The following is an 18,965-nucleotide window of genomic DNA, read 5'->3' on the forward strand; positions in this document are numbered from 1 at the left end:
GATGTCCGCAATACCCATGAAGGATGGCCTGAACGAGACCGAGAAGGTCTCGTTCTACGACATTGAGGAGCATGAGCATCCGGACGGCGCCAGCACGATGCTGGGCTTCTGGATGTACCTGATGAGCGATTGCCTCATCTTCGCGGTGCTGTTCGCGGCGTACGCCGTGCTCGGCAACAGCTATGCCGGCGGTCCCAGCCCGAAGGAGATCTTCGAGCTGCCGCTGGTGGCGGTGAACACTGCGATGCTGCTGTTCTCGTCGATCACCTACGGCTTCGCGATGCTGTCGATGGAGGAAGGTCGCCAGCGCGTCATGCAGATGTGGCTGGTCTTCACCGGCCTGTTCGGCCTCGCGTTCCTGTCGATCGAAATGTACGAGTTCGCCAACCTCATCCATGAGGGGGCTGGCCCGACCCGCAGCGCATTCCTGTCGTCGTTCTTCACGCTCGTCGGCACGCACGGCCTTCACGTCACGATGGGCCTGATCTGGCTCGTCACGCTGATGGTCCAGGTCCAGAAGCACGGCCTGATCGCCGCCAACAAGCGCCGCCTGATGTGCCTCAGCATGTTCTGGCATTTCCTCGACGTCATCTGGATCGGCGTCTTCACCTTCGTCTATCTGATGGGCACCCTGCGATGAGCGACCCCCAAGCACCGGCGAACAATCCGCACGCCGATCACGACCATGACAATGGTGCAGCACACGGCACGCGTGGCAGCTACCTCAAGGGGTTCTTCCTCTCGGTCATCCTGACCGCGATCCCGTTCTGGGCGGTCATGACCGGCGCGTTCAAGGATCCGTCGACCGCCGCGCTGGTCGTGATGGTCTTCGCGGTCGCGCAGATCGTCGTCCACATGATCTACTTCCTGCACATGAGCGGCAAGTCGGAAGGCGGCTGGACGATGATGGCGCTGATCTTCACGATCATCCTCGTCGTCATCACGCTCAGCGGATCGATCTGGGTGATGTACCACATGAACACGAACATGATGCCGATGCAGGCCGCGGCAGACATGTGATGAAGACGCGACCGGGCCCTGCCGTCTATGTCGCAGGCCTGGTCGCTCTGCTGCTGTTCGCCGGGTTCATGGCGCTCGGCATCTGGCAGGTCGAGCGCCGCACCTGGAAGCTCGACCTGATCGAACAGGTCGCGGCGCGCTCGCACGCCGCGCCGGTCACCCCGCCCGGACCCGGCTCCTGGAACGCGATCACCGCCACCACTGACGCCTATCGTCGTATCCGCCTAGACGGCACGCTCGATAATACGCGCGAAACACTAGTGCGCGCCGCCACTGCGCTCGGCAGCGGCTACTGGGTCGTCACGCCCTTGCGGACCACCCAAGGCTTCACCATCCTCGTCAACCGCGGCTATGTCTCACCCGAGCAGCGCGTCGCGCATACCAAGCCGACCGGCCCGGTCACGATCACCGGTTATCTCCGCATCACCGAGCCCGGCGGCGGCTTCCTGCGCCACAACGATCCTACCACCGGCAAATGGTATTCGCGCGACGTCGCCGCGATCGCCAGCGCGCGGGGCCTGTCGAACGTAGCGCCCTATTTCGTCGACGCGGACAAGTCCGGCACGGCCGCCCCCGTCGGCGGCCTGACGATCATCGCCTTCCCGAACAACCACCTCGTTTATATGCTGACCTGGTTCTCACTCGCCGCGATGACGGTCGGTGCGTTCGTCGTGTTCGTCCGTCAGGATGCGCGGAAGCGGCAGGGGGCGGAATGACCTCGGAGGCGGCACGCCAGGGCTGGCAACGCTGGCTAGCGCTAGCCACCGCACGCACCGACGCGACCGGCAACGCCAACATGCGCCAGTTGGTGACGCTGCGCTGGATCGCGGTCGCCGGCCAGTTCGTCACCATATTGTTCGCGCGCTTCGGCCTCGGCTTCGACCTTCCGCTCGTCCCCATGATGGCCGCGCTCGCCGCCGCCGTGGGCCTCAACCTCGCGAGTATGCCGCTGTACGGCTGGCGCAAGGGCGCGAACATCCAACTGCTGCTCGCGCTGCTGTTCGACGTCGGCCTGCTCACCACGCAGCTGTATCTCGCGGGCGGCGCGACCAACCCGTTCATCTCGCTCTATCTGCTCCACGTCGTGCTCGGGGCCGTGCTTCTCGATCGCTGGTCGAGCTGGGCGATCGTCGCCGTCACCGCCGCCTGTTTCGGCGTGCTCACGCTCTATTACCGCCCGCTGATCCTGCCCCCCGATTACAGCGGCGAGTATTTCCTGCTCTACACGATCGGCTCGCTGCTCTGCTTCATGCTGATCGCGACGCTGCTGATGCTGTTCATGACGCGCATCACCGGCAACCTGCGCGCCCGCGACACGCGCCTCGCCGACCTGCGCCAGCAGGCTGCAGAGGAGGATCACATCGTCCGCATGGGGCTCCTGGCTTCGGGCGCCGCGCACGAACTCGGCACACCCTTGGCGTCGATCGCGGTCATCCTCGCCGACTGGCGCCGCATGCCGACGCTCGCGCAGGACGCCGACCTCCAGGCCGAGATCGTCGAGATGCAGTCCGAGGTCCAGCGCTGCAAGGCGATCGTCACTGGCATTCTCCTGTCAGCCGGCGAAGCGCGCGGCGAGGCCCCCGAGATCATGCCGCTCCACCAGCTCCTCGACGGAATTGTCGACGAATGGCGCGCGGTGCACCCATCGGTCGATTTCGACTATACCACGCGAGTCGGCGACGACCCGCAGGTCGTGTCCGACCCTGCGCTCAAACAGGTGATCGCCAACGTGCTCGACAACGCCGCCGAAGCCTCGCCGCAATGGGTCGCGTTCCGCGGCGAACGCACCGACGGCGACCTCGCACTGATCGTCCGCGACCGCGGCCCCGGCTTCAGCGACGAACGGCTCGCCAGCTTTGGCAAACCCTATCAGTCGAGCAAGCGCGAACCCGGCCACGGCCTCGGCCTGTTCCTCGCGGTCAACGTCATGCGCAAGCTCGGCGGCGGCGTGTCGGTTGTGAACTGCGAAGGAGGCGGCGCCGAAGTCACGATCACCATGCCCCTCTCAGCGATCGCCCTGTCATGACGAGCACCGTGACCGACGCCATGACAGAACCGAAACTCCTGGCGATCGTCGAGGACGACGAGACCTTCGCCCGCACGCTTCGCCGCTCGTTCGAACGCCGCGGCTACGAAGTCATGCAGGCCGCGAGCCACGAGGAACTCGTCGAGCAACTGGCCGAGCGCACCCCGCGCTACGCGGTCGTCGACCTCAAGCTTGGCGGTGCGTCCGGCCTAGTCTGCGTCCAGACGCTCCACGCGCACGACCCCGAGATCCTCGTCGTCGTCCTCACCGGCTTCGCGAGCATCGCCACCGCGGTCGAGGCGATCAAGCTCGGCGCGTCGCACTACCTCGTCAAACCCTCGAACACCGACGACATCGAGGCCGCGTTCGACCGGACCGAGGGCAGCGTCGACACCGAACTCTCCGAGCGCCCGACCTCGATCAAGACGCTCGAATGGGAGCGTATCCACACCACGCTCGCCGAAACCGACTTCAACATTTCGGAGACCGCACGCCGCCTCGGCATGCACCGCCGCACGCTCGCGCGAAAGCTCGAGAAACGCCCGGTAAAATAGCCGCAACGCTTCGGCGAAGGCGCGCGTTGTCTTTCGATGCCAGCGCCAAAACCCTCACGACTCTGGCAGCCAAAGCGACTGCTCGCGACCCCGTCCGCGCTGACCTGGGATCACGGTGCCGAGATTGCCGCCCGCGCGACCGCACTTGGCGTACCCGTCACGACGCTGCCGAGCGACCGCCTCAAGCTCGACTTCCCCGACGACTCCCGCCGCGCCTATGCCGAAGCCAAGGCGACGCTCGCACTGGTCGTCGCGCCACCCTCGAAGCGCAAGCTCCAGCCGATCGCCCCCAGCGCGGACTGGCGGATCGACCTCGCCGAGGGCTGCCCCGCGCATTGCGGCTATTGCTACCTCGCCGGCTCGCTCAAGGGCCCGCCGATCACGCGCGTCTACGCGAACCTGCCCGAGATCCTCGCCGAACTCCCCGCGCACCTCGGCCAGGGGACCGTCACCTCGCGCTCGACCGCTCGCGCGCATGAGGGCACGACGTTCGAGGCCTCCTGCTACACCGACCCGCTCGGCATCGAGCACGTCACCGGATCGCTCTCCGCGCTAATCGCGCATTTCGGCGCATGGGAGGCGGACGTGCAGTTGCGCTTCACCACGAAGTTCGACGCAGTCGAGCCATTGCTGGCTCTAGACCATCGCGGCCGTACCCGCATGCGCGCCTCGATCAACCCCGCTGCTTATGCGCGCTTCGAGGGTGGCACCAGCCCGGTCGCAGCCCGGCTGGTCGCGCTGCGAAGGATGGCGGACGCAGGCTACAAGATCGGCCTGACGGTCGCGCCGATCATCGCCGCCGAAGGCTGGCGCGAGGCGTATGGCGAATTGCTGGCGGAGGCGGGCAGGGTGCTCGCCGACGTACCGGACGTGACGATTGAGCTCATCACCCACCGCTACACCCCCGGATCAAAGGCGGTGCTCGAAACCTGGTACCCCGGCTCGTCGCTCGACCTCAGCATGGCCAACCGCACCGAGAAGCGCACCAAGTTCGGCTCGGTCAAATACGTCTACGACGCCGACACGATGCGCGCGCTCCGCAGCTTCTTCCAGGACGAGATCGCCGCTAAGCTCCCGCAGGCCCGCATCCTCTACTGGACGTGACCGCCGCGCCAACCGGCAACGCAGCGTTGCCATTCCCAACCTTCCGATCGCCGCCACCGCCGCCTACCTCAAGACAATGACAAACACCCGCCAGCCCACGCTCTTCATCCCGCACGGTGGCGGACCCTGTTTCTTCATGGACGACCCTGCGGGGAACTGGACCGGCATGGCCGCGTACCTCCGGTCGATCGCCGCCTCGCTACCCGAAAAGCCCAAGGCGATCCTGGTCGTCTCCGGCCACTGGGAAACGCGCGGCTTCGCCTTTTCCGGTGCCGCAACGCCGCCGCTGATCTACGATTACGGAGGCTTCCCCGCGCATACCTACGAAATCCGCTACGACGCGCCCGGCGATCCCGCCTTGGCCGCCCGCGCCGTCGACCTGCTCCGTGGCGCCGGCCTGACCGCGGCTGTCGACCCGACCCGCGGCCTCGATCACGGCGTCTTCATCCCGATGAAGGTCGCGTTCCCCCACGCTGACATTCCGGTCGTCGAGATGTCAGTCGACCGCGATCTCGACCCCGCGCTCCATGTCGCCGCCGGCCGCGCACTCGCCCCCTTACGCGACGAAGGCGTCCTGATCGTCGGCTCGGGCATGAGCTTCCACAACATGCGCGGCTACGGCGATCCCCGCTTCACCGCACCGTCCGAAGCCTTCGACCAGTGGCTGACCGCAGCGGTCGAGGCCGAACCAACCGCCCGGGCGGAAGCGCTAGCCGGCTGGGCCGAAGCCCCCGCCGGCCGCCTCTCGCATCCCCGCGAAGAGCATCTCCTCCCGCTGATGGTCGCCGCCGGCGCCTCCGATCAGTCAGGCATGCAAGTCTACAACGAGCGCGTGCTGCAAACCGCAATCTCCAGCTACCGCTTCAATTAAAGGAAACTCCATGGCCCTTCCCGTCCTGCTCGCTATCTCCGGCAGCCTGCGCCGCGGCTCGTACAATACCGCGATCCTGACCACGCTTGGCGAAGCGATCACTGACAAGGCCGCGCTGACGGTCTTCGCGCTGAACGACGTGCCCCTCTACGATCAGGACGCCGACACCGACACGCCCCCCGCCGCCGTCGCAGCCTTGCGCGCGGCAATCGGCGCGGCTGACGGGATCGTCATCGCCGCCCCCGAATACAATCACGGCATCTCCGGCGTCCTGAAGAACGCGCTCGACTGGGCCTCGCGACCGCACGGCAAGGCGACGCTCACGGGCAAGCCGGTCTTCACGCTCACCTCGTCGCCCGGCGCAGTCGGCGGCGCGCGTGCGCACGCGCAACTGAACGAGACGCTTGCCTCGATCGGCGCCCGCGTCGTGTTGCGTCCCCAGGCAGTCGTCGGCGCCGTCCACGAGAAGATCGCCGACGGTCGCCTGACCGACCAGCGGACGCTCGACTTCCTCGTCGCCGGCATAGACGACCTGCTCGCCGACATCGCGCAGCCCACCACCGCCGACCGCGAGGCCTCCTGACATGCGCCACGTCCTCAACCAGTATCCCGCCCAGCGCGACGACATCGCCGACCTGGTGACACGACGCCCGCTACCGGGCCCCGGCCTGCCGCAGGTCGATCCGTTCCTGTTCCTCAACCATCACGGCCCGCAGACCTATCGCCCCGGCAACAGCGGCCTCCCGTTCGGCCCGCATCCGCACCGCGGGTTCGAAACGGTCAGCTTCATCCTCAAGGGCGAGATGGCGCATCTCGACAGCGGTGGCCACGAGAGCGTCATCCGCGCCGGCGGCGTCCAGTGGATGACCGCCGGCTCGGGCCTGATCCACGCGGAAATCTCGCCCGCATCGTTCAAGCGCACCGGTGGCCCGCTGGAGATCCTGCAACTCTGGGTCAATCTTCCCGGCCGCCTCAAGATGACCAAGCCCGCCTATACCGGCCTCCAGCGCGAGGATATCCCCGCGATCCCGGTCGAGGGCGGCATCGTGAACCTGATCTCCGGCACGTTCGCCGGACGACAGGGCCCGTTTGAATCCCTCACCGACGTCGCGATGATGACTGTCGAACTCGAAGCCGGCGCCAAGCTCGACCTGTCAGCCCCAACCGGCCGCGCGGTCTTCTTCTACGTCGTCGCTGGCGCCCCCACCGCCAACGGCACGCCGATCAAGCCACACCACCTGGCAACGTTCGGCAACGAGGGCGACACCATCACCGTCACGACCGAAGCCCCCGCTATAATTCTCTACGGCCACGCCGACCCGATCGGCGAACCCGTCGTCTCCCACGGCCCCTTCGTCATGAACACCCGCGAAGAGATCGTCCGCGCGATCGAGGACTATAACGCAGGCCTGTTCGGCAAGCCGCCCGTCATTCGCTAGGGCGCCTTGCGCACCGGGGGTAGCGCGGCACAGATGTCGGCGCCCCCGGCAGGCACGGTAAAGAACGGCCCCGCGCGGTTCTCGCGCGAGGCGATCCACGCCACGAACCGCGCATTATCCGCCGCGCGATATTCGAAACGCGGTCGTTCAGCGGCGGGCAGTTCGCTTGCGAGGCGAGCGGACACGATCGGGCTGCGCTCCCCCTCGGTCTTGTAGAACCCCAGATCCCCCGTCCCGCGCGGTAGCGACGACAGCCACTCGATCCCGTCGATCACGCGTCCGACCACCGCGATGTTCCGATCGAGCGCACGCGGCGAATGCCCGATCACGGTATACAGCTCGGCGCCGCTTCCCGTGCTCGGCGCCAGATCGCGCGCGACGCCGACCATCCCGTAGCAATGCGGTACCCACTCGGTCGCGCCATTGCCCGCGAGCGGCCACCCGTCGCGACTATACCCCGCCCATTCCGCATAAGGATCGCGCTGCGACAGCCGCGTCACCGTCGTCGACCCGGTATGCAGATATTCCGCCGGCGGGTTGGCAACGACGCCCGCGACAAGCGGCTTCTTCTCGGTCGCATCGCCCCATTGCGCGACGTAATTGTCCTGAACGCGGTACACGCTCGTCCCCCCATCCCACCAATGCGCCCGCGCCAACTTGCGTATGTTTGCGACGTGCACCGGCGCATATCGAGGCGCCAGCCGCACCGTGAACCGGTGGCCATTGGCCAACGTGAACACCATGAGTTCGTCGTCCGGGACCGCCACCCAGTCCGCCGGCACCGGATCGGACGGGAGCGTCGCGACGGCCGGAACGGCTTGCGCAAGCATGGCGGCAAGAAGGATATTCAACATCCCCGCAGACTGCCTGACCCCGCCCGCGCACGCAATCGCTTGCGCGCGCGCGAAACCCGCACTAGCAGACCCGCTTCCAGAGCAATGCGGAGCGGTGGCCGAGTGGTCGAAGGCGCTCGCCTGGAAAGTGAGTATACGTCAAAAGCGTATCGTGGGTTCGAATCCCACCCGCTCCGCCATTTAGTCCCAGATTTAGCGAACGCACGCCGACCGGCGCCCTGAAACGGCGCAGTTCGGCGCCTTTCTGCGTCTACAACGGTACGCCGGAGACGCCAGTCAGACCGCAAACGCGCGCCACGCGCCGGCCTTTCTCTGCAGTCAGGGCAGCCAGTACCGTTTCCCTGCTATTCCCTGCCGACCCGTGCGTTCGCCATTTCGTGCAATGAATGATGCATTTCTTATCGAGAAAAGCGAGCAATTTGCGTGATTTAGCGGCAGCGTTCCCTGTAGTTTCCGGCAGCGAAAATAACGTGCCTTGGCAGCGTAAGCGCTTGTCGGTTGCAACGAATGTGCATATTTCGCGCCGACGAAAGTAAAGTGGGCGGTTTACCCGACAAAAGTAAAGTATAGACTTAATCAAGATAATTAGATGCGGGGTGCGCGAGGCTATTGAAGTGAGGAAGTTTCGAGCTATCTCTTAAATCAGAAGACGAGGCCAAATGGGTGTGTGGTTGGCGTCTTCGTGGATCTTCGCGAGCCGCCTTTTTATGTGAGGTGATTGCGTGGCGAAGATAAAATTAGAACATGGCTCTAATCGGGCATCTGCGGTCGGCGAATGGGAGCTGATGCCATTGGCAAGGCTGACGCCTGCCGTTCGGCGGACCCGTACGCACAGTGGAAAGAAGCGGCAGATCGTTGAGGCAAGTATTCGTGAATACGGAATTCTCGATCCCATCACCATTAACAGCGCGAACATCATCATCGACGGACACCTGCGTGTCGAAGTTGCGCGGAAGCTAGGCTTCAGGGAGGTCCCGGTTATTCGCATCTCTCATCTGAGCGATGCCGAGTTGCGCGCCTATGCCATTGCAGCGAACAAGCTGCCCGGGGTGGCAAACTACGATCTCGATGCTTTGCGCATCGAGCTTGAGGAGATCCGCGCGGACGTCCCTACGATGGACCTAACGCTCACCGGCTTAACCATCGGTGAAATGGATCGTCTCGATGGGCGCTACCTTGCAGGGCGGTATGACGATCTCGACGGTGACCTGCCCGAAATCGACGAAGAGGCGGTGACACGGCCTGGCGATCTATATGCGCTCGGAAATCACAGGATCATATGCGGCGACAGTCTGGAGCCGTCTGTCTACGCGACGCTGATGGATACGGATCGGGCGGCGTGCTGCTTCACGGATCCACCGTATAATGTGAGGATCCAGGGGCACGTAACGAGTTCGGCAAAGCATGGCGACTTTGCCATGGCGTCCGGCGAAATGACGCGCGGCGAATTCGAACGCTTTCTCGATGTCGCGCTGGTGAACGCCCGCGATCAGCTCACCGATGGCGCGATCGTGTTCGTATGCATGGATCATGCTCATCTGCTCGAGCTGCTTCGCGTCGGCGAACAGGTGTTCAGCGAGCGCCTGAACATCTGCATGTGGGACAAGGGCAGGGGCGGGATGGGATCGCTGTACCGAAGCCAGCACGAATGCGTCGCGGTGTTCAAGAATGGCTCCGCCCCGCACATCAACAACGTCGCGCTTGGCAAGAATGGTCGCGACCGCACCAATGTCTGGTCGTTTCCCGGCATGATCGGATTTGGGAAGGCAAAGAACAAGGCACGGGCGTTACACCCAACGGTTAAGCCGGTCGTGCTTATGGCCGAGGCGCTTCTGGATGTGACGAATATCGGCGACCGTGTGCTGGACCCGTTTGGCGGCTCGGGCAGCACGCTGATCGCCGCCGAGCGGACCGGTCGTCATGCGCGGCTGATCGAGTTCGATCCGACCTATGTGGATCGCACGATCGCGCGCTGGGAGAAGCTGACCGGCGGCAAGGCTGAACGTCTGCACCGCGAACCTGATGCAGCCACTGAAACTGCCGATCTCGAGGAGTGTGCATGATGGGACACTATGATGATCGCGATTATGCCGTCGGCAAGGGCAAGCCGCCGGCCGAGCATCAGTTCAAGAAGGGAAAATCCGGCAATCCAAGAGGACCGCGCCACAAGAAGAAGGCACGGGACGCGACGCTCGAAGTGCTCGCGCACGAAGCGGTCAACGAGATGATATCGGCTACCATCGGTGGACGCGAACTTCGACTGCCAAAGAAGCAGGCTATTGTCCTTGGTGTCGTCAACGACGCATTGACCGGAACCCCAGCACAGCGCCTCAAGGCGCTAAAGGCACTGAAGGATATTGGCGCGTTCGACAGGACCGTAGAGGATTACCGGCTTACCCCGGAGATGGAGGAAGAACGAATCATCAAGTTCGTCAATGATCTCGCTGAAGAATGCAAGCGCGACGAAGAAATGCGGCACCACTTTGCGGAATACAATTGATGTGTGCCGTGAACTTCGATACTTCCGGAAAGTAAGAGCCATTATAGTGCACGGGTTATGGTCCAGTCGACGAGCCCGGCGTTTATGGCGAGGTCGGCAACCTCGCCGCCTTGTACCAGCTCGAGGCGTCGCCTGCCTGTCGATGGCGGTACGACAAGAGTCCCGGCCGGGGAGTGACAGATCAGCATGATGCGCTCGCCGGCGTTTCGTTCGTCGAGCCGTCTGGCATAATCGTCAACCACTTGCTGGTTCGCGCTCGATTTGATCTGCACCGCCATACGCTCGCGTGTGAAAGACTGTTCGACGACAAGATCGACGTCTTTCATCGTCCCGCCCAGCGACGACATGCGAACCCAGCCGGTTCGCGCCAGCGCAAGATCGATCAGCTGCTCGAAGTCGTGCCATGTCAGCTGCTGGATGAGCGTCTGCAGATGCAGCCTGAGTTCCAGTCGCGCCGCCGCGACCGCGGCCTGGACCGGATCAGGCACGGCGTTGACGTAGCGCCGGCAGAGCGCCTCCTGCTCCTCCCTGAGGCTACAGATGGTGCGCTGGTAGCCCTGTAACTGTGACAGGCGCGTGCTCAACCGCTCGAGGTCGAGCACGCGGTCGTCTATGTCGCGGTCGCTCCAGCCGCCGTGCGTCGCCCGGTAATATGCTGCATCGGTGCCATTGCCGTCTGCGGCTACATGAACCTCTGGGTCAGCCAGGCACCACCACATGCGGCCGCGCGCGAACGTGATCCACATTGCGTCGGGATCGCCATCGAAGAAGGCGCGTGCCTCATTGGTGTAGCCCGTCGCCGTCGACTGGATACGACCCTGCGCGATATAGGCCTGGCTCACTGCCGCCCAGTCGCCGGTGAGGCCGGCAACATGGCGGTCGTCCTCGGTGCCCCATTCGAGGCGTCCACGATCCAGCGCGCCTTCCCAACCGCCACCGGCGCCAAGCTTGATAAAGCGAATCTTCGAGGGGCTGATCTGGTCCATGTCCACCGGGGTCGCTTGCATGCGACAGCAAGTCCACTCGAAAATGATACTCATCGTCCGTGGTGCAACAGGCAACATCGCTGTTGATGCAACGGCGATGGATGTGCGCCAGCGCCTCGGACAGAACATACGCCGGCTTCGGCGCGCCAGGGGTTTGGCGCAGGAGAAGTTCGCGCTGCAGTTCGGGATCGACCGGACCTATGTCAGTGGGATCGAGCGGGGCGCGCGCAATCCGACGGTCACCATAGTTCAGCGGTTTGCCGATGCGCTCGAAGTGCCTATCGCAGAGCTGTTCGCCGAGCACGAGTGACGACCATCTGCCACGACGACAAAGCTGCGTCTCGACTTCGGCCGCCGGGTCGTCCTTCCTGTCGGCATGGACGATTGTGAAGAGCTCGCCTCAAGGCTGCTGACCCTGGCGGGTGCCATCATGGAAGATGCCTCTGCCGTCGCCATCATCGGTGAAGGCGGTACCCCGCTTGCCGAGCGTGCTGCTGTGGTAAGCGCTGCTGCGGCTGATGCCGACCTTCTTGCCCACGCGGCAGCGATTGCGCTTCGTCGACGCTGAGCGTGTCGATCAAAGGTGTCGCGTAGGCTGGTTTATTTTCCGACTAACCGCCCTGGTAGCATAGCTGCCATCTGATCCCGCCATTCGGGCGCAATGGCGCCCTCGACTGTGAGGCTAGCCGCGGTAACGGAGGCCCGCTGGTGCCCGGCGAGTACCGCTTCGGTCACAGCTGGTGCGAGAAACGCGAGGCGAGTGATGCGTGTGACATATGAGCTCGTGACGCCTTCGCGAACCGCGAGTTCGCTCGCGCTCATCTCGCCGGCGCGCAGTACTCTCCACCACCGATGTGCCTGGATGAGTAGCCGTACCAGAGATCGGTCAGGTGTCGCGTGGGCGACGCTGCCGTTGTCCCGGACCAGCCGAAGCGCGCGGCCCGACCGCGTCAGCCGCGCGGAGCATGAGGTTTCAATCGTCGCTGGTCCGTCGGCAAGCCTGGCCATACCCAGCGATCTGGCAACCATCTCGCTGTCGCAGCTGACGGTCACGGTGTTCGTGCCCACCGCAACCGTGTGGACGATGCCCGCGAGCACGGGGGAGCGGGGCTCGCGCACATCGGTCGATAGCTGGGTGCAGCGTGCGTGAAGCTCAGCGACTTGGTGACCCGACCAGCGCGTGCCGGTGATCGCGCGCGCAACCTCGGATAGCGAGCGCCATTCGCGATTGTCCCAGCGGATGATCCGGTCCTCGCCGACGACAACGACGTGCACACGTCCGCCCCATTCGCGGACCAGCCGCGTACCTGCAACCGCAGTCCGTGTGCGGGTTTGAGCGCGGCCGACTTGGTCGAGTGTCCGGGAGCACGACCGCGACAGCCCACCTGATGCGCGTGCCTGGATCTCCCAAGCAAGTGCCAGGCGGAGCATTTTCGGGCTGACCCGCGGTGCCGGGCCACCGACAAGCCGGTGCCAGCGCTCGCGCAGGACCGCCGTCGGCTCCGTCTCCATCTTCGCTATGATGACTGCGACATCCATCATGCGGCAGCCAGGATACGGTAGCCGGTGACGCCATCGCTCTTGATGCGCTCGATGGCGTGTCCTTTCTTGCGAAGCCCGGTGATGGCCGCGCGCATGGTGTGGGGCAGCCAGCTGGTGGCCTCAATAAGTTCGCTCGCCCGGGCGCCGTTTGGGCGTGCCATGAGCGCGAGCACAGTCGCGATCTTCGTCGGGACTTTTTCCGCGTCAGCAATCGCGGGCGTTGGCGCGGCGGTGGTGTCCGTCGTCGGCTCGCTGGAATCGGCCATGCCGATCGCGGTCCGGCCAGCGGCCGTGACGAACAAGCCGAAGCGGATATCGCCATCGGTGCGGTGGACTGTTGCCGCACCGTCAAACTCGCGTTCTTCGGCGAGTTGCTTCCGAAGAAGTACGGCGAGAGCCTTAGCGGCGCCCCCGCCGGGCTTGATGCTCGTGGGTAGTGGTAGGATGCTGCCATCCGCGCGCTGACATGCTGACGCGAGCAGGATGGCTTGTGTGTCGCTGAGTTTGATCATGTTGCTGTCTCTGGTCAGGAGCAGCGCCGATGCTGCCCCACTGACCAGAGCCCCGGTGATGGATCACCCGGGGCGGCCGGGGCGACTCAACCCCCCGCATTTGTGTGCCACCGCTGTCGCTCTGGTACGCGTCGAAGTCGAACGGAATGTGCAGCTTTGCAGCTAATGCGCTAGATTTCTGGTGGAAAGCCGCCCGTCCGCTTTCGGAAATCGAACGGCGTAAGCGGACGTTCGTTCAGGCTGTGGGGCAGGGGACCAACCAGCCGCTTTCTGGTACTCCCTGATCAAACGCTATGCGCTTGACAAATATTGCGCTTTCGCTCGTCGCCCGCATGCTGATAGTAACCGATCGAACACGACGGCGACGGAAAGCTCCACGGCATTGACGGTCAAAAGGCGGCATATCGCCATCATCGCGCCGCCGACGGCGGGCCACATCAATCCGCTGGCAGCATTGGGAACGTCGCTCGTCGAAACGGGGCATAGGGTCACGATTCTCCACCTGGCCGACGTCGCGTCGCTGGTGCCCGACTGTGGCGTCGGTTTTGCGGCGCTCGATCACCCCGCCGACGGCCAGGGCTTGCTAGCGGAGTATTACCGCAAGCTGGCGCAGCCATCGGGGCCTGTCGGACTACCGCGGATGATCCGCGGCACCGCATCGATGACGGAACTGCTTCTGAGGACTCTTCCGACGGCGCTGTCGAGGCTGGGGGTCGATGCGATCGTCGCCGACTCGGTCGAGCCAGCCGGAGCACTGGTGGCACGACATCTCCGGCTGCCGTTCGTAACCGCCGTTACCGGATTGCCCTTGCTCAGGGAGCCGACGGTACCGCCACCTTTTCTCGGTTGGGCGTATCGTCCCGATGCGGTGGGGCGGAATCGCAACAATGGTGGGTACGCAGTCAGCGACCTGTTGATGCGGCCGATCACGACGATGGTGGCGACGTATGCACGGCGTTGGGGGCTCGATCCCGACCCCCGATATCAATGGTCCGAACGATTGCAGATCGCGCAATGCCCCGAAGGCCTGGACTTTCCGCGCCTGGTCTTGCCGGATAGCTTTCGATACGGCGGGCCTTGGCGACGAGACGAGCCCGAGGAAAACCTGCCGGACGACGACGGTCGACCGCTCATATTCTGTTCGCTGGGGTCGTTGCAGGGTGCGCGCCGATCGCTGTTCGCGGCGATGACGGCGGCCTGTTCCGCGGTGGGTGCCCGTGCGGTGGTGGCGCATGGCGGCGGGCTAAGCGACCGCGAAGCCCACTCGCTACCGGGAAACCCATTGGTGAGGGCATTCTGGTCGCAGACCCGCATCCTGCCCCTATGTTCTGCCGCGATCCTGCATGGCGGGTTCAATACGGTGCTGGACGCGCTGGCGGCCGGTGTTCCGATCGTTGCCGTGCCGCTGGCATTCGAACAACCGGCGACGGCGGCGCGTCTGAAGCGGATCGGGGCTGCCCGCGTCGTCTCGGCTGCCGACGCAGGCAAGGGAGGTCTCGAAGCGGCGTTGCGGCTGGTGTTGCGCGATCCGGAATACCGTCATGCCGCACGTAAGATGGCGACGGATATGGCGGCGGCAGGCGGCGCAGCCGAGGCGGCGGCGATGGTCGACGCGGCGCTCTGCGGCGAGACCGACATTAGGCCGGCAGGGCTGAATCCACCCGATGGAAAGACTGCCTTTGCCGCGTGAGGTGGCGGGCTGCAAGGAGGGAAGGCGGTGCGAGGATAAGCCCCATGATGACGTCTACCCCATAGTGACCGCCGAAGACCGGCGTCGCGACGATCGTCAGTATGGCCCACGCCCGGCCCGGCAGGGCAACCCGCGGCATCGCGCCGAATGCCCAGATGAAAATGGCGGCGAGCGTCGCGTGGAAGCTGGGAAAGCTGACGATCCCCATGAGCATGGTGAGGTCGAGCACGCGTCGCGATCCGTCGCGAAGCCCGGATATCAGCCCTTGTTCCAGCCAGGCTATCGATGGCCAGAGATGCGCATAGCGGGAGGGATCGAACAGGTTGCCCATCGCCGGGGTGAGGCCTGAGATCAATATGGTGACGAAACCGGACAGGATCGCCGCGCAGACCGTTATTCTCAGCGTGTCGAATTTCCCCATGCCGCTCAACGCGACGATGACGACGATCATCTGCAAGGTGAGGCTGTGATACGCCAATCCGAGTAGCCAGATCACAGGAGGGCATGTGTCCAGCAAGGCGAGCACAACCGGCCAGTCGAAGCCGATTGCACGGTCGGCGGCGGCCAGCCGCGCGTCCCACAATTGTCCGGCATTCGCCGCCAGCGCATACGCGAGCACGACGCCGGTTAGCGTAAACAGCGTCATCTGAAGGAACGCGGTCGCGCCGGCCGCAAGCCGCGGTCGCGCAGTGTACTTGCCGAACGCCAGCGCGCTGCCGAGCGCCGTCAAGGATGCGATCGCGGGGGCCGCGCGGATCGGATCCACCGAGAAGCGGTGATGATATTGGGCCGCGAGAAAACTTCCCAGCATGGCTGCGATCAACAGCCAGGAGGGAGTGTCCCGGTGGTCGGCGCGTAAGACTCGGGCGATCATCGCGGTCGAACGCGGCGCGTCACCCTCCGGTGCCAGGGTGATGGCATTTTACCGGGACGTCTCGTCGCGAAGGCCCGTGACAGCGTTCTGAAAACGGTGACGACAATGGCCGGCCGCAGCCGTCACCAACCCGAGATTTTGTGGCGGGGCGCCCTCGCATCGAACGCCGGTAACCGTTATGTACGCATCATGTTGAATTCGTTGCACCCTGCCATCGTCATTTTGTGCGATCGAGCACAGTGAACTGGTTCGAGAAACTCGCGATCGTCGTCTTCATGGTGTTGTTCATGGAGTGCTTCGCGTGGGCGGCGCATCGCTACGTCATGCACGGCTGGGGCTGGGGCTGGCACAAGTCGCATCACGAAGATCATGACGGCTGGTTCGAAAAGAACGACCTATACGCAATCGTGTTCGCAATCGTGCCGATCGTGTTGTTCGTCGTCGGGCTCTGGTGGGAACCGCTATGGTGGGCAGCGCTTGGCATCACGGTATACGGCGGCATCTATGCCTTCGTGCACGACATGCTCGTGCATCAGCGCGGTGGCTTCCGCTGGGTGCCGAAGCAGGGGTATTTCAAGCGCCTGTTGCAAGCGCATCGCCTGCACCATGCGGTCGAGGGCAAGGACGGTACCGTCAGCCACGGCTTCCTGTTCGCGCGCAAGCCGTCGGTGCTGAAGGCGCAGTTGCGCGCCAACGCCGATCCGCAGCGGCGTGCGGTACGTCCCGACAAAGCCGGAAACCTCGTCTCGGCAGACGCGAAGAAGTGAGCGGGACGGTTCGCCAATCGGAGGCCCTGAGGCACCAGACGCGTGTCGGCGTGTCGCTGTCCGCCGCGATCGTCGTGTCGTGGCTGGCGATCCACGTAACCGGTATCTTCTTCTGGCGGTGGAGCGCGGATACAATTCCCTTGGCCATCGTGATGGTCATCGTACAGACTTGGCTGAGTACCGGACTGTTCATCGTCGCGCATGATTCAATGCACGGTGCGCTGGCACCCGATCGGCCGCGCCTGAACCGCGCGATCGGTGCGACCTGCCTGTCGCTCTATGCCTGCCTGTCCTATGCATCACTGTTGCCGCAGCACCATCTGCATCACAAGGAAACGGGAAGGGCGGGGGATCCCGATTTTCACGGTGGCGACCCAAGTCTCGGCGGCTGGTTCCTGCAGTTCTTCAGGACCTATTATTCCCACGGGCAGATCATCCGGATCACCGTGGTCGCGCTGATCTATACGCTGGTGCTCGGGGCACCGCTCGGCAACATCGTCATCTTCTGGGCATTCCCGGCCTTGGGTGCCGTGGCGCAGTTGTTCGTGTTCGGAACGTGGCTGCCGCACCGAGAGCGCGCGACACCCTTCGCTGACGCCCACCGCGCGCACAGTATCGAGGTGGGCCCGATGTTGTCGCTACTGACCTGCTTCCACTTCGGCGGCTATCATCACGAGCACCATCTGTCGCCGAGAACGCCGTGGTGGGGGCTTCCGTCGCGTCGCCGTGCGCTTGCCGTGCGAGCCGCAGATCGCAGAGTCGTCGAGGATCAAGCATGACGCTCGCCATCATCCTCTCCGCCGTCGCGATGACCGTCATCGTCGGCGTTCGCTATCTCCTCGTATCGGGCGCGTTCGCGTGGATCACGGTCCGCAAGCATCCGGGGCTGTACCTCGGGCTGGACCCGCAGGTCCGCCGCGAAATCATCTGGAGCCTGGCGTCCGCAGCGCTTTACGGGATCCCGGCCGGCGTGGTCGCGTGGGGATGGCAGCATCATGGCTGGACGCAAGTGTACGCCGACATCCACGCCTATCCGCTCTGGTACCTGCCGGTTTCGGTTTTCCTGTATCTGCTGCTGCACGACGCCTGGTTCTACTGGACGCACCGCTGGATGCATCGTCCCAAACCGTTCAAACTCGCGCACGCGCTGCACCATGCCAGCCGTCCGCCGACGGCCTGGGCAGCGATGGCGTTTCACCCTATCGAGGCGTTGACCGGCGCGATAGTCATTCCGCTGCTGGTGTTTTTCGTTCCGATCCATATCGCCGGTCTTGGCATCGTGCTGACGATCATGACGGTGATGGGGGTCACGAACCACATGGGATGGGAGATTTTCCCGCGTTTCATGTGGTCGGGGCCCTTGGGCGGGTGGCTGATCACGGCCAGCCACCACCAGCGGCACCACGAGCTCTATGGCTGCAACTACGGCCTGTATTTCCGCCATTGGGACCGGCTGTGCCACACCGACCGCGGCGTCGGCGATTTCACGAAAGAGCATGCGCGCGCGGCGCGTCGCGTCAAAGTGGCGAACTCTTAGCCGTATCGATGGACGGGCGCCGGAGCGCCCGTCCGTTCGTCAGTTGATCGGCACGCCACCGGTGACCGCAATCACCGCGCCGGTCATGTAGCTTCCCTCCGAAGACGCCAGCAAGACATAGGCCGGCGCGAGCTCGGCGGGCTGACCCGCGCGTCCCAGAGGCGTATCCTGTCCGAGCTTCTCCAGTTCCTCCGGCGATTTCGCGATCGGCTGGATCGGCGTCCAGATCGGGCCGGGCGCCACCGCGTTGACCCGGATGCCCTTGCCGACGAGCAGGTTGGACAGCCCCACGGTCAGGCTGGATATCGCACCCTTGGTTGCGGCGTAGACGATCATGCTCTTGGTCGCGACCTTGGCCTGCTCACTGGTGGTGTTCACGATCGCCGACCCCGGCTTCATGTGCGGCGCCGCGGCCTTCGCCAGACGGATCATCGCGAACACGTTGGCCGCGAAGGCGCCCTGCATCTCGTCGTCGTCGATGCTGTCCAGATCCTCGTTCATCGTCTGCGCTGCGGCGTTGTTGACCAGTATGTCGATGCCGCCAAGGTCGCTGACGGTCCGCTCCACCAGCGCGACGCAGTGATCCCGGTCGCGAATGTCGCCCGGCAGCAATACGCATCGCTGTCCCGCCTTTTCCACCCAGGCGCGTGTATCTTCGGCGTCCTCCTGCTCGACGGCGAGATACGAGA

At 64.4% G+C, this 18,965-nt stretch carries 23 protein-coding genes and 1 tRNA gene; 17 read left to right on the top strand and 7 right to left on the bottom strand.

What is annotated here, in order from left to right; genetic code table 11:
- Position 1: 1 nt before the first annotated feature.
- From cyoC to BM244_RS19540, 9 genes are all read left to right on the top strand, one after another.
- On the top strand, positions 2-640 hold the full coding sequence (cyoC, locus tag BM244_RS19500) for a cytochrome o ubiquinol oxidase subunit III (RefSeq protein WP_244187173.1): 639 nt from the start codon (positions 2-4) through the stop codon (positions 638-640).
- Positions 637-1,020 carry a cytochrome o ubiquinol oxidase subunit IV gene (cyoD, locus tag BM244_RS19505; RefSeq protein WP_056063531.1) on the top strand — a complete coding sequence of 128 codons (384 nt, stop codon included), beginning with the start codon at positions 637-639 and terminating at the stop codon, positions 1,018-1,020. Before cyoC ends, cyoD begins: the two co-directional genes overlap by 4 nt.
- A complete protein-coding gene (locus BM244_RS19510; RefSeq protein WP_093400567.1) occupies positions 1,020-1,736 on the top strand; it encodes an SURF1 family protein in 717 nt (238 codons plus the stop codon). Before cyoD ends, BM244_RS19510 begins: the two co-directional genes overlap by 1 nt.
- Before the next feature lie 80 nt (positions 1,737-1,816).
- The gene (locus BM244_RS19515; protein ID WP_217649170.1) at positions 1,817-3,046 is read left to right on the top strand and encodes an ATP-binding protein; all 1,230 of its coding nucleotides are present in this window, start codon (positions 1,817-1,819) and stop codon (positions 3,044-3,046) included.
- Between the two features lie 20 nt (positions 3,047-3,066).
- On the top strand, positions 3,067-3,600 hold the full coding sequence (locus tag BM244_RS19520) for a response regulator transcription factor (protein WP_056490014.1): 534 nt from the start codon (positions 3,067-3,069) through the stop codon (positions 3,598-3,600).
- Positions 3,601-3,636: 36 nt separating this feature from the next.
- The gene (locus tag BM244_RS19525; RefSeq protein ID WP_093400569.1) at positions 3,637-4,704 is read left to right on the top strand and encodes a spore photoproduct lyase family protein; all 1,068 of its coding nucleotides are present in this window, start codon (positions 3,637-3,639) and stop codon (positions 4,702-4,704) included.
- A 76-nt stretch (positions 4,705-4,780) separates the two neighbouring features.
- Complete coding sequence (locus BM244_RS19530) at positions 4,781-5,575, top strand: DODA-type extradiol aromatic ring-opening family dioxygenase (protein WP_093400570.1); 795 nt, start codon at positions 4,781-4,783, stop codon at positions 5,573-5,575.
- A 10-nt stretch (positions 5,576-5,585) separates the two neighbouring features.
- Positions 5,586-6,158, top strand: coding sequence for an NADPH-dependent FMN reductase (locus tag BM244_RS19535; RefSeq protein WP_093400571.1), 573 nt, complete (start codon positions 5,586-5,588; stop codon positions 6,156-6,158).
- 1 nt (position 6,159) lies between these two features.
- On the top strand, positions 6,160-7,014 hold the full coding sequence (locus tag BM244_RS19540) for a pirin family protein (RefSeq protein ID WP_093400572.1): 855 nt from the start codon (positions 6,160-6,162) through the stop codon (positions 7,012-7,014).
- On the opposite strand, the gene BM244_RS19545 is transcribed toward BM244_RS19540, so the two are convergent.
- Entirely contained in the window at positions 7,011-7,868 is an 858-nt protein-coding gene (locus tag BM244_RS19545) for a peptidylprolyl isomerase (protein WP_093400573.1), read from the bottom strand. The two genes, BM244_RS19540 and BM244_RS19545, sit on opposite strands and share 4 nt — an antisense overlap.
- A gap of 88 nt (positions 7,869-7,956) precedes the next feature.
- Between BM244_RS19545 and BM244_RS19550 the strand changes: the two genes are divergently transcribed.
- From BM244_RS19550 to BM244_RS19560, 3 genes are all read left to right on the top strand, one after another.
- Positions 7,957-8,047, top strand: a tRNA-Ser gene (locus tag BM244_RS19550).
- A 543-nt stretch (positions 8,048-8,590) separates the two neighbouring features.
- On the top strand, positions 8,591-9,931 hold the full coding sequence (locus tag BM244_RS19555) for a site-specific DNA-methyltransferase (protein ID WP_139226976.1): 1,341 nt from the start codon (positions 8,591-8,593) through the stop codon (positions 9,929-9,931).
- The gene (locus tag BM244_RS19560; RefSeq protein ID WP_093400575.1) at positions 9,928-10,368 is read left to right on the top strand and encodes a DUF5681 domain-containing protein; all 441 of its coding nucleotides are present in this window, start codon (positions 9,928-9,930) and stop codon (positions 10,366-10,368) included. The genes BM244_RS19555 and BM244_RS19560 overlap by 4 nt, the downstream gene beginning before the upstream one ends.
- A 41-nt stretch (positions 10,369-10,409) precedes the next feature.
- Here BM244_RS19560 and BM244_RS19565 read toward each other — a convergent pair whose 3' ends face one another.
- Positions 10,410-11,354 (bottom strand): restriction endonuclease, encoded by a 945-nt coding sequence (locus BM244_RS19565; RefSeq protein WP_175518311.1) that lies wholly within the window; start codon positions 11,352-11,354, stop codon positions 10,410-10,412.
- A gap of 43 nt (positions 11,355-11,397) precedes the next feature.
- Between BM244_RS19565 and BM244_RS19570 the strand changes: the two genes are divergently transcribed.
- Positions 11,398-11,664: a helix-turn-helix domain-containing protein gene (locus BM244_RS19570; RefSeq protein WP_254784612.1), complete on the top strand. Its 267-nt coding sequence runs from the start codon at positions 11,398-11,400 to the stop codon at positions 11,662-11,664.
- Between the two features lie 90 nt (positions 11,665-11,754).
- Here the strand turns inward: BM244_RS19570 and BM244_RS23260 are convergent, their stop codons facing one another.
- The 3 genes from BM244_RS23260 to BM244_RS19580 all read right to left on the bottom strand — a co-directional run bounded on the left by BM244_RS23260 (position 11,755) and on the right by BM244_RS19580 (position 13,408).
- The gene (locus BM244_RS23260) at positions 11,755-11,892 is read right to left on the bottom strand and encodes a hypothetical protein (RefSeq protein WP_175518312.1); all 138 of its coding nucleotides are present in this window, start codon (positions 11,890-11,892) and stop codon (positions 11,755-11,757) included.
- A gap of 62 nt (positions 11,893-11,954) precedes the next feature.
- On the bottom strand, positions 11,955-12,896 hold the full coding sequence (locus tag BM244_RS19575; protein WP_254784614.1) for a DUF2924 domain-containing protein: 942 nt from the start codon (positions 12,894-12,896) through the stop codon (positions 11,955-11,957).
- Positions 12,893-13,408: a DUF3489 domain-containing protein gene (locus BM244_RS19580; protein ID WP_093400578.1), complete on the bottom strand. Its 516-nt coding sequence runs from the start codon at positions 13,406-13,408 to the stop codon at positions 12,893-12,895. The genes BM244_RS19575 and BM244_RS19580 overlap by 4 nt, the downstream gene beginning before the upstream one ends.
- A gap of 382 nt (positions 13,409-13,790) precedes the next feature.
- On the opposite strand from BM244_RS19580, the gene BM244_RS19585 reads away from it, so the two are divergent.
- Positions 13,791-15,098, top strand: coding sequence for a glycosyltransferase (locus BM244_RS19585; RefSeq protein ID WP_254784615.1), 1,308 nt, complete (start codon positions 13,791-13,793; stop codon positions 15,096-15,098).
- On the opposite strand, the gene BM244_RS19590 is transcribed toward BM244_RS19585, so the two are convergent.
- Positions 15,046-15,909 (bottom strand): phosphatase PAP2 family protein, encoded by an 864-nt coding sequence (locus BM244_RS19590; RefSeq protein ID WP_175518313.1) that lies wholly within the window; start codon positions 15,907-15,909, stop codon positions 15,046-15,048. The two genes, BM244_RS19585 and BM244_RS19590, sit on opposite strands and share 53 nt — an antisense overlap.
- Positions 15,910-16,211: 302 nt before the next feature.
- Here BM244_RS19590 and BM244_RS19595 point away from each other — a divergent pair, with 302 nt between their 5' ends.
- The 3 genes from BM244_RS19595 to BM244_RS19605 are packed head-to-tail and all read left to right on the top strand — an operon-like array spanning position 16,212 to position 18,276.
- Positions 16,212-16,739: a sterol desaturase family protein gene (locus BM244_RS19595; protein WP_093400580.1), complete on the top strand. Its 528-nt coding sequence runs from the start codon at positions 16,212-16,214 to the stop codon at positions 16,737-16,739.
- Positions 16,740-16,789: 50 nt separating this feature from the next.
- On the top strand, positions 16,790-17,518 hold the full coding sequence (locus BM244_RS19600) for a fatty acid desaturase (protein ID WP_254784617.1): 729 nt from the start codon (positions 16,790-16,792) through the stop codon (positions 17,516-17,518).
- A complete protein-coding gene (locus tag BM244_RS19605) occupies positions 17,515-18,276 on the top strand; it encodes a sterol desaturase family protein (protein ID WP_093400581.1) in 762 nt (253 codons plus the stop codon). Before BM244_RS19600 ends, BM244_RS19605 begins: the two co-directional genes overlap by 4 nt.
- 39 nt (positions 18,277-18,315) lie before the next feature.
- Here the strand turns inward: BM244_RS19605 and BM244_RS19610 are convergent.
- A partial coding sequence (locus BM244_RS19610; RefSeq protein WP_093400582.1) for an SDR family oxidoreductase occupies positions 18,316-18,965 on the bottom strand: 650 nt, incomplete at its 5' end.

Source organism: Sphingomonas sp. OK281 (assembly GCF_900115295.1).
GTDB lineage: Bacteria > Pseudomonadota > Alphaproteobacteria > Sphingomonadales > Sphingomonadaceae > Sphingomonas.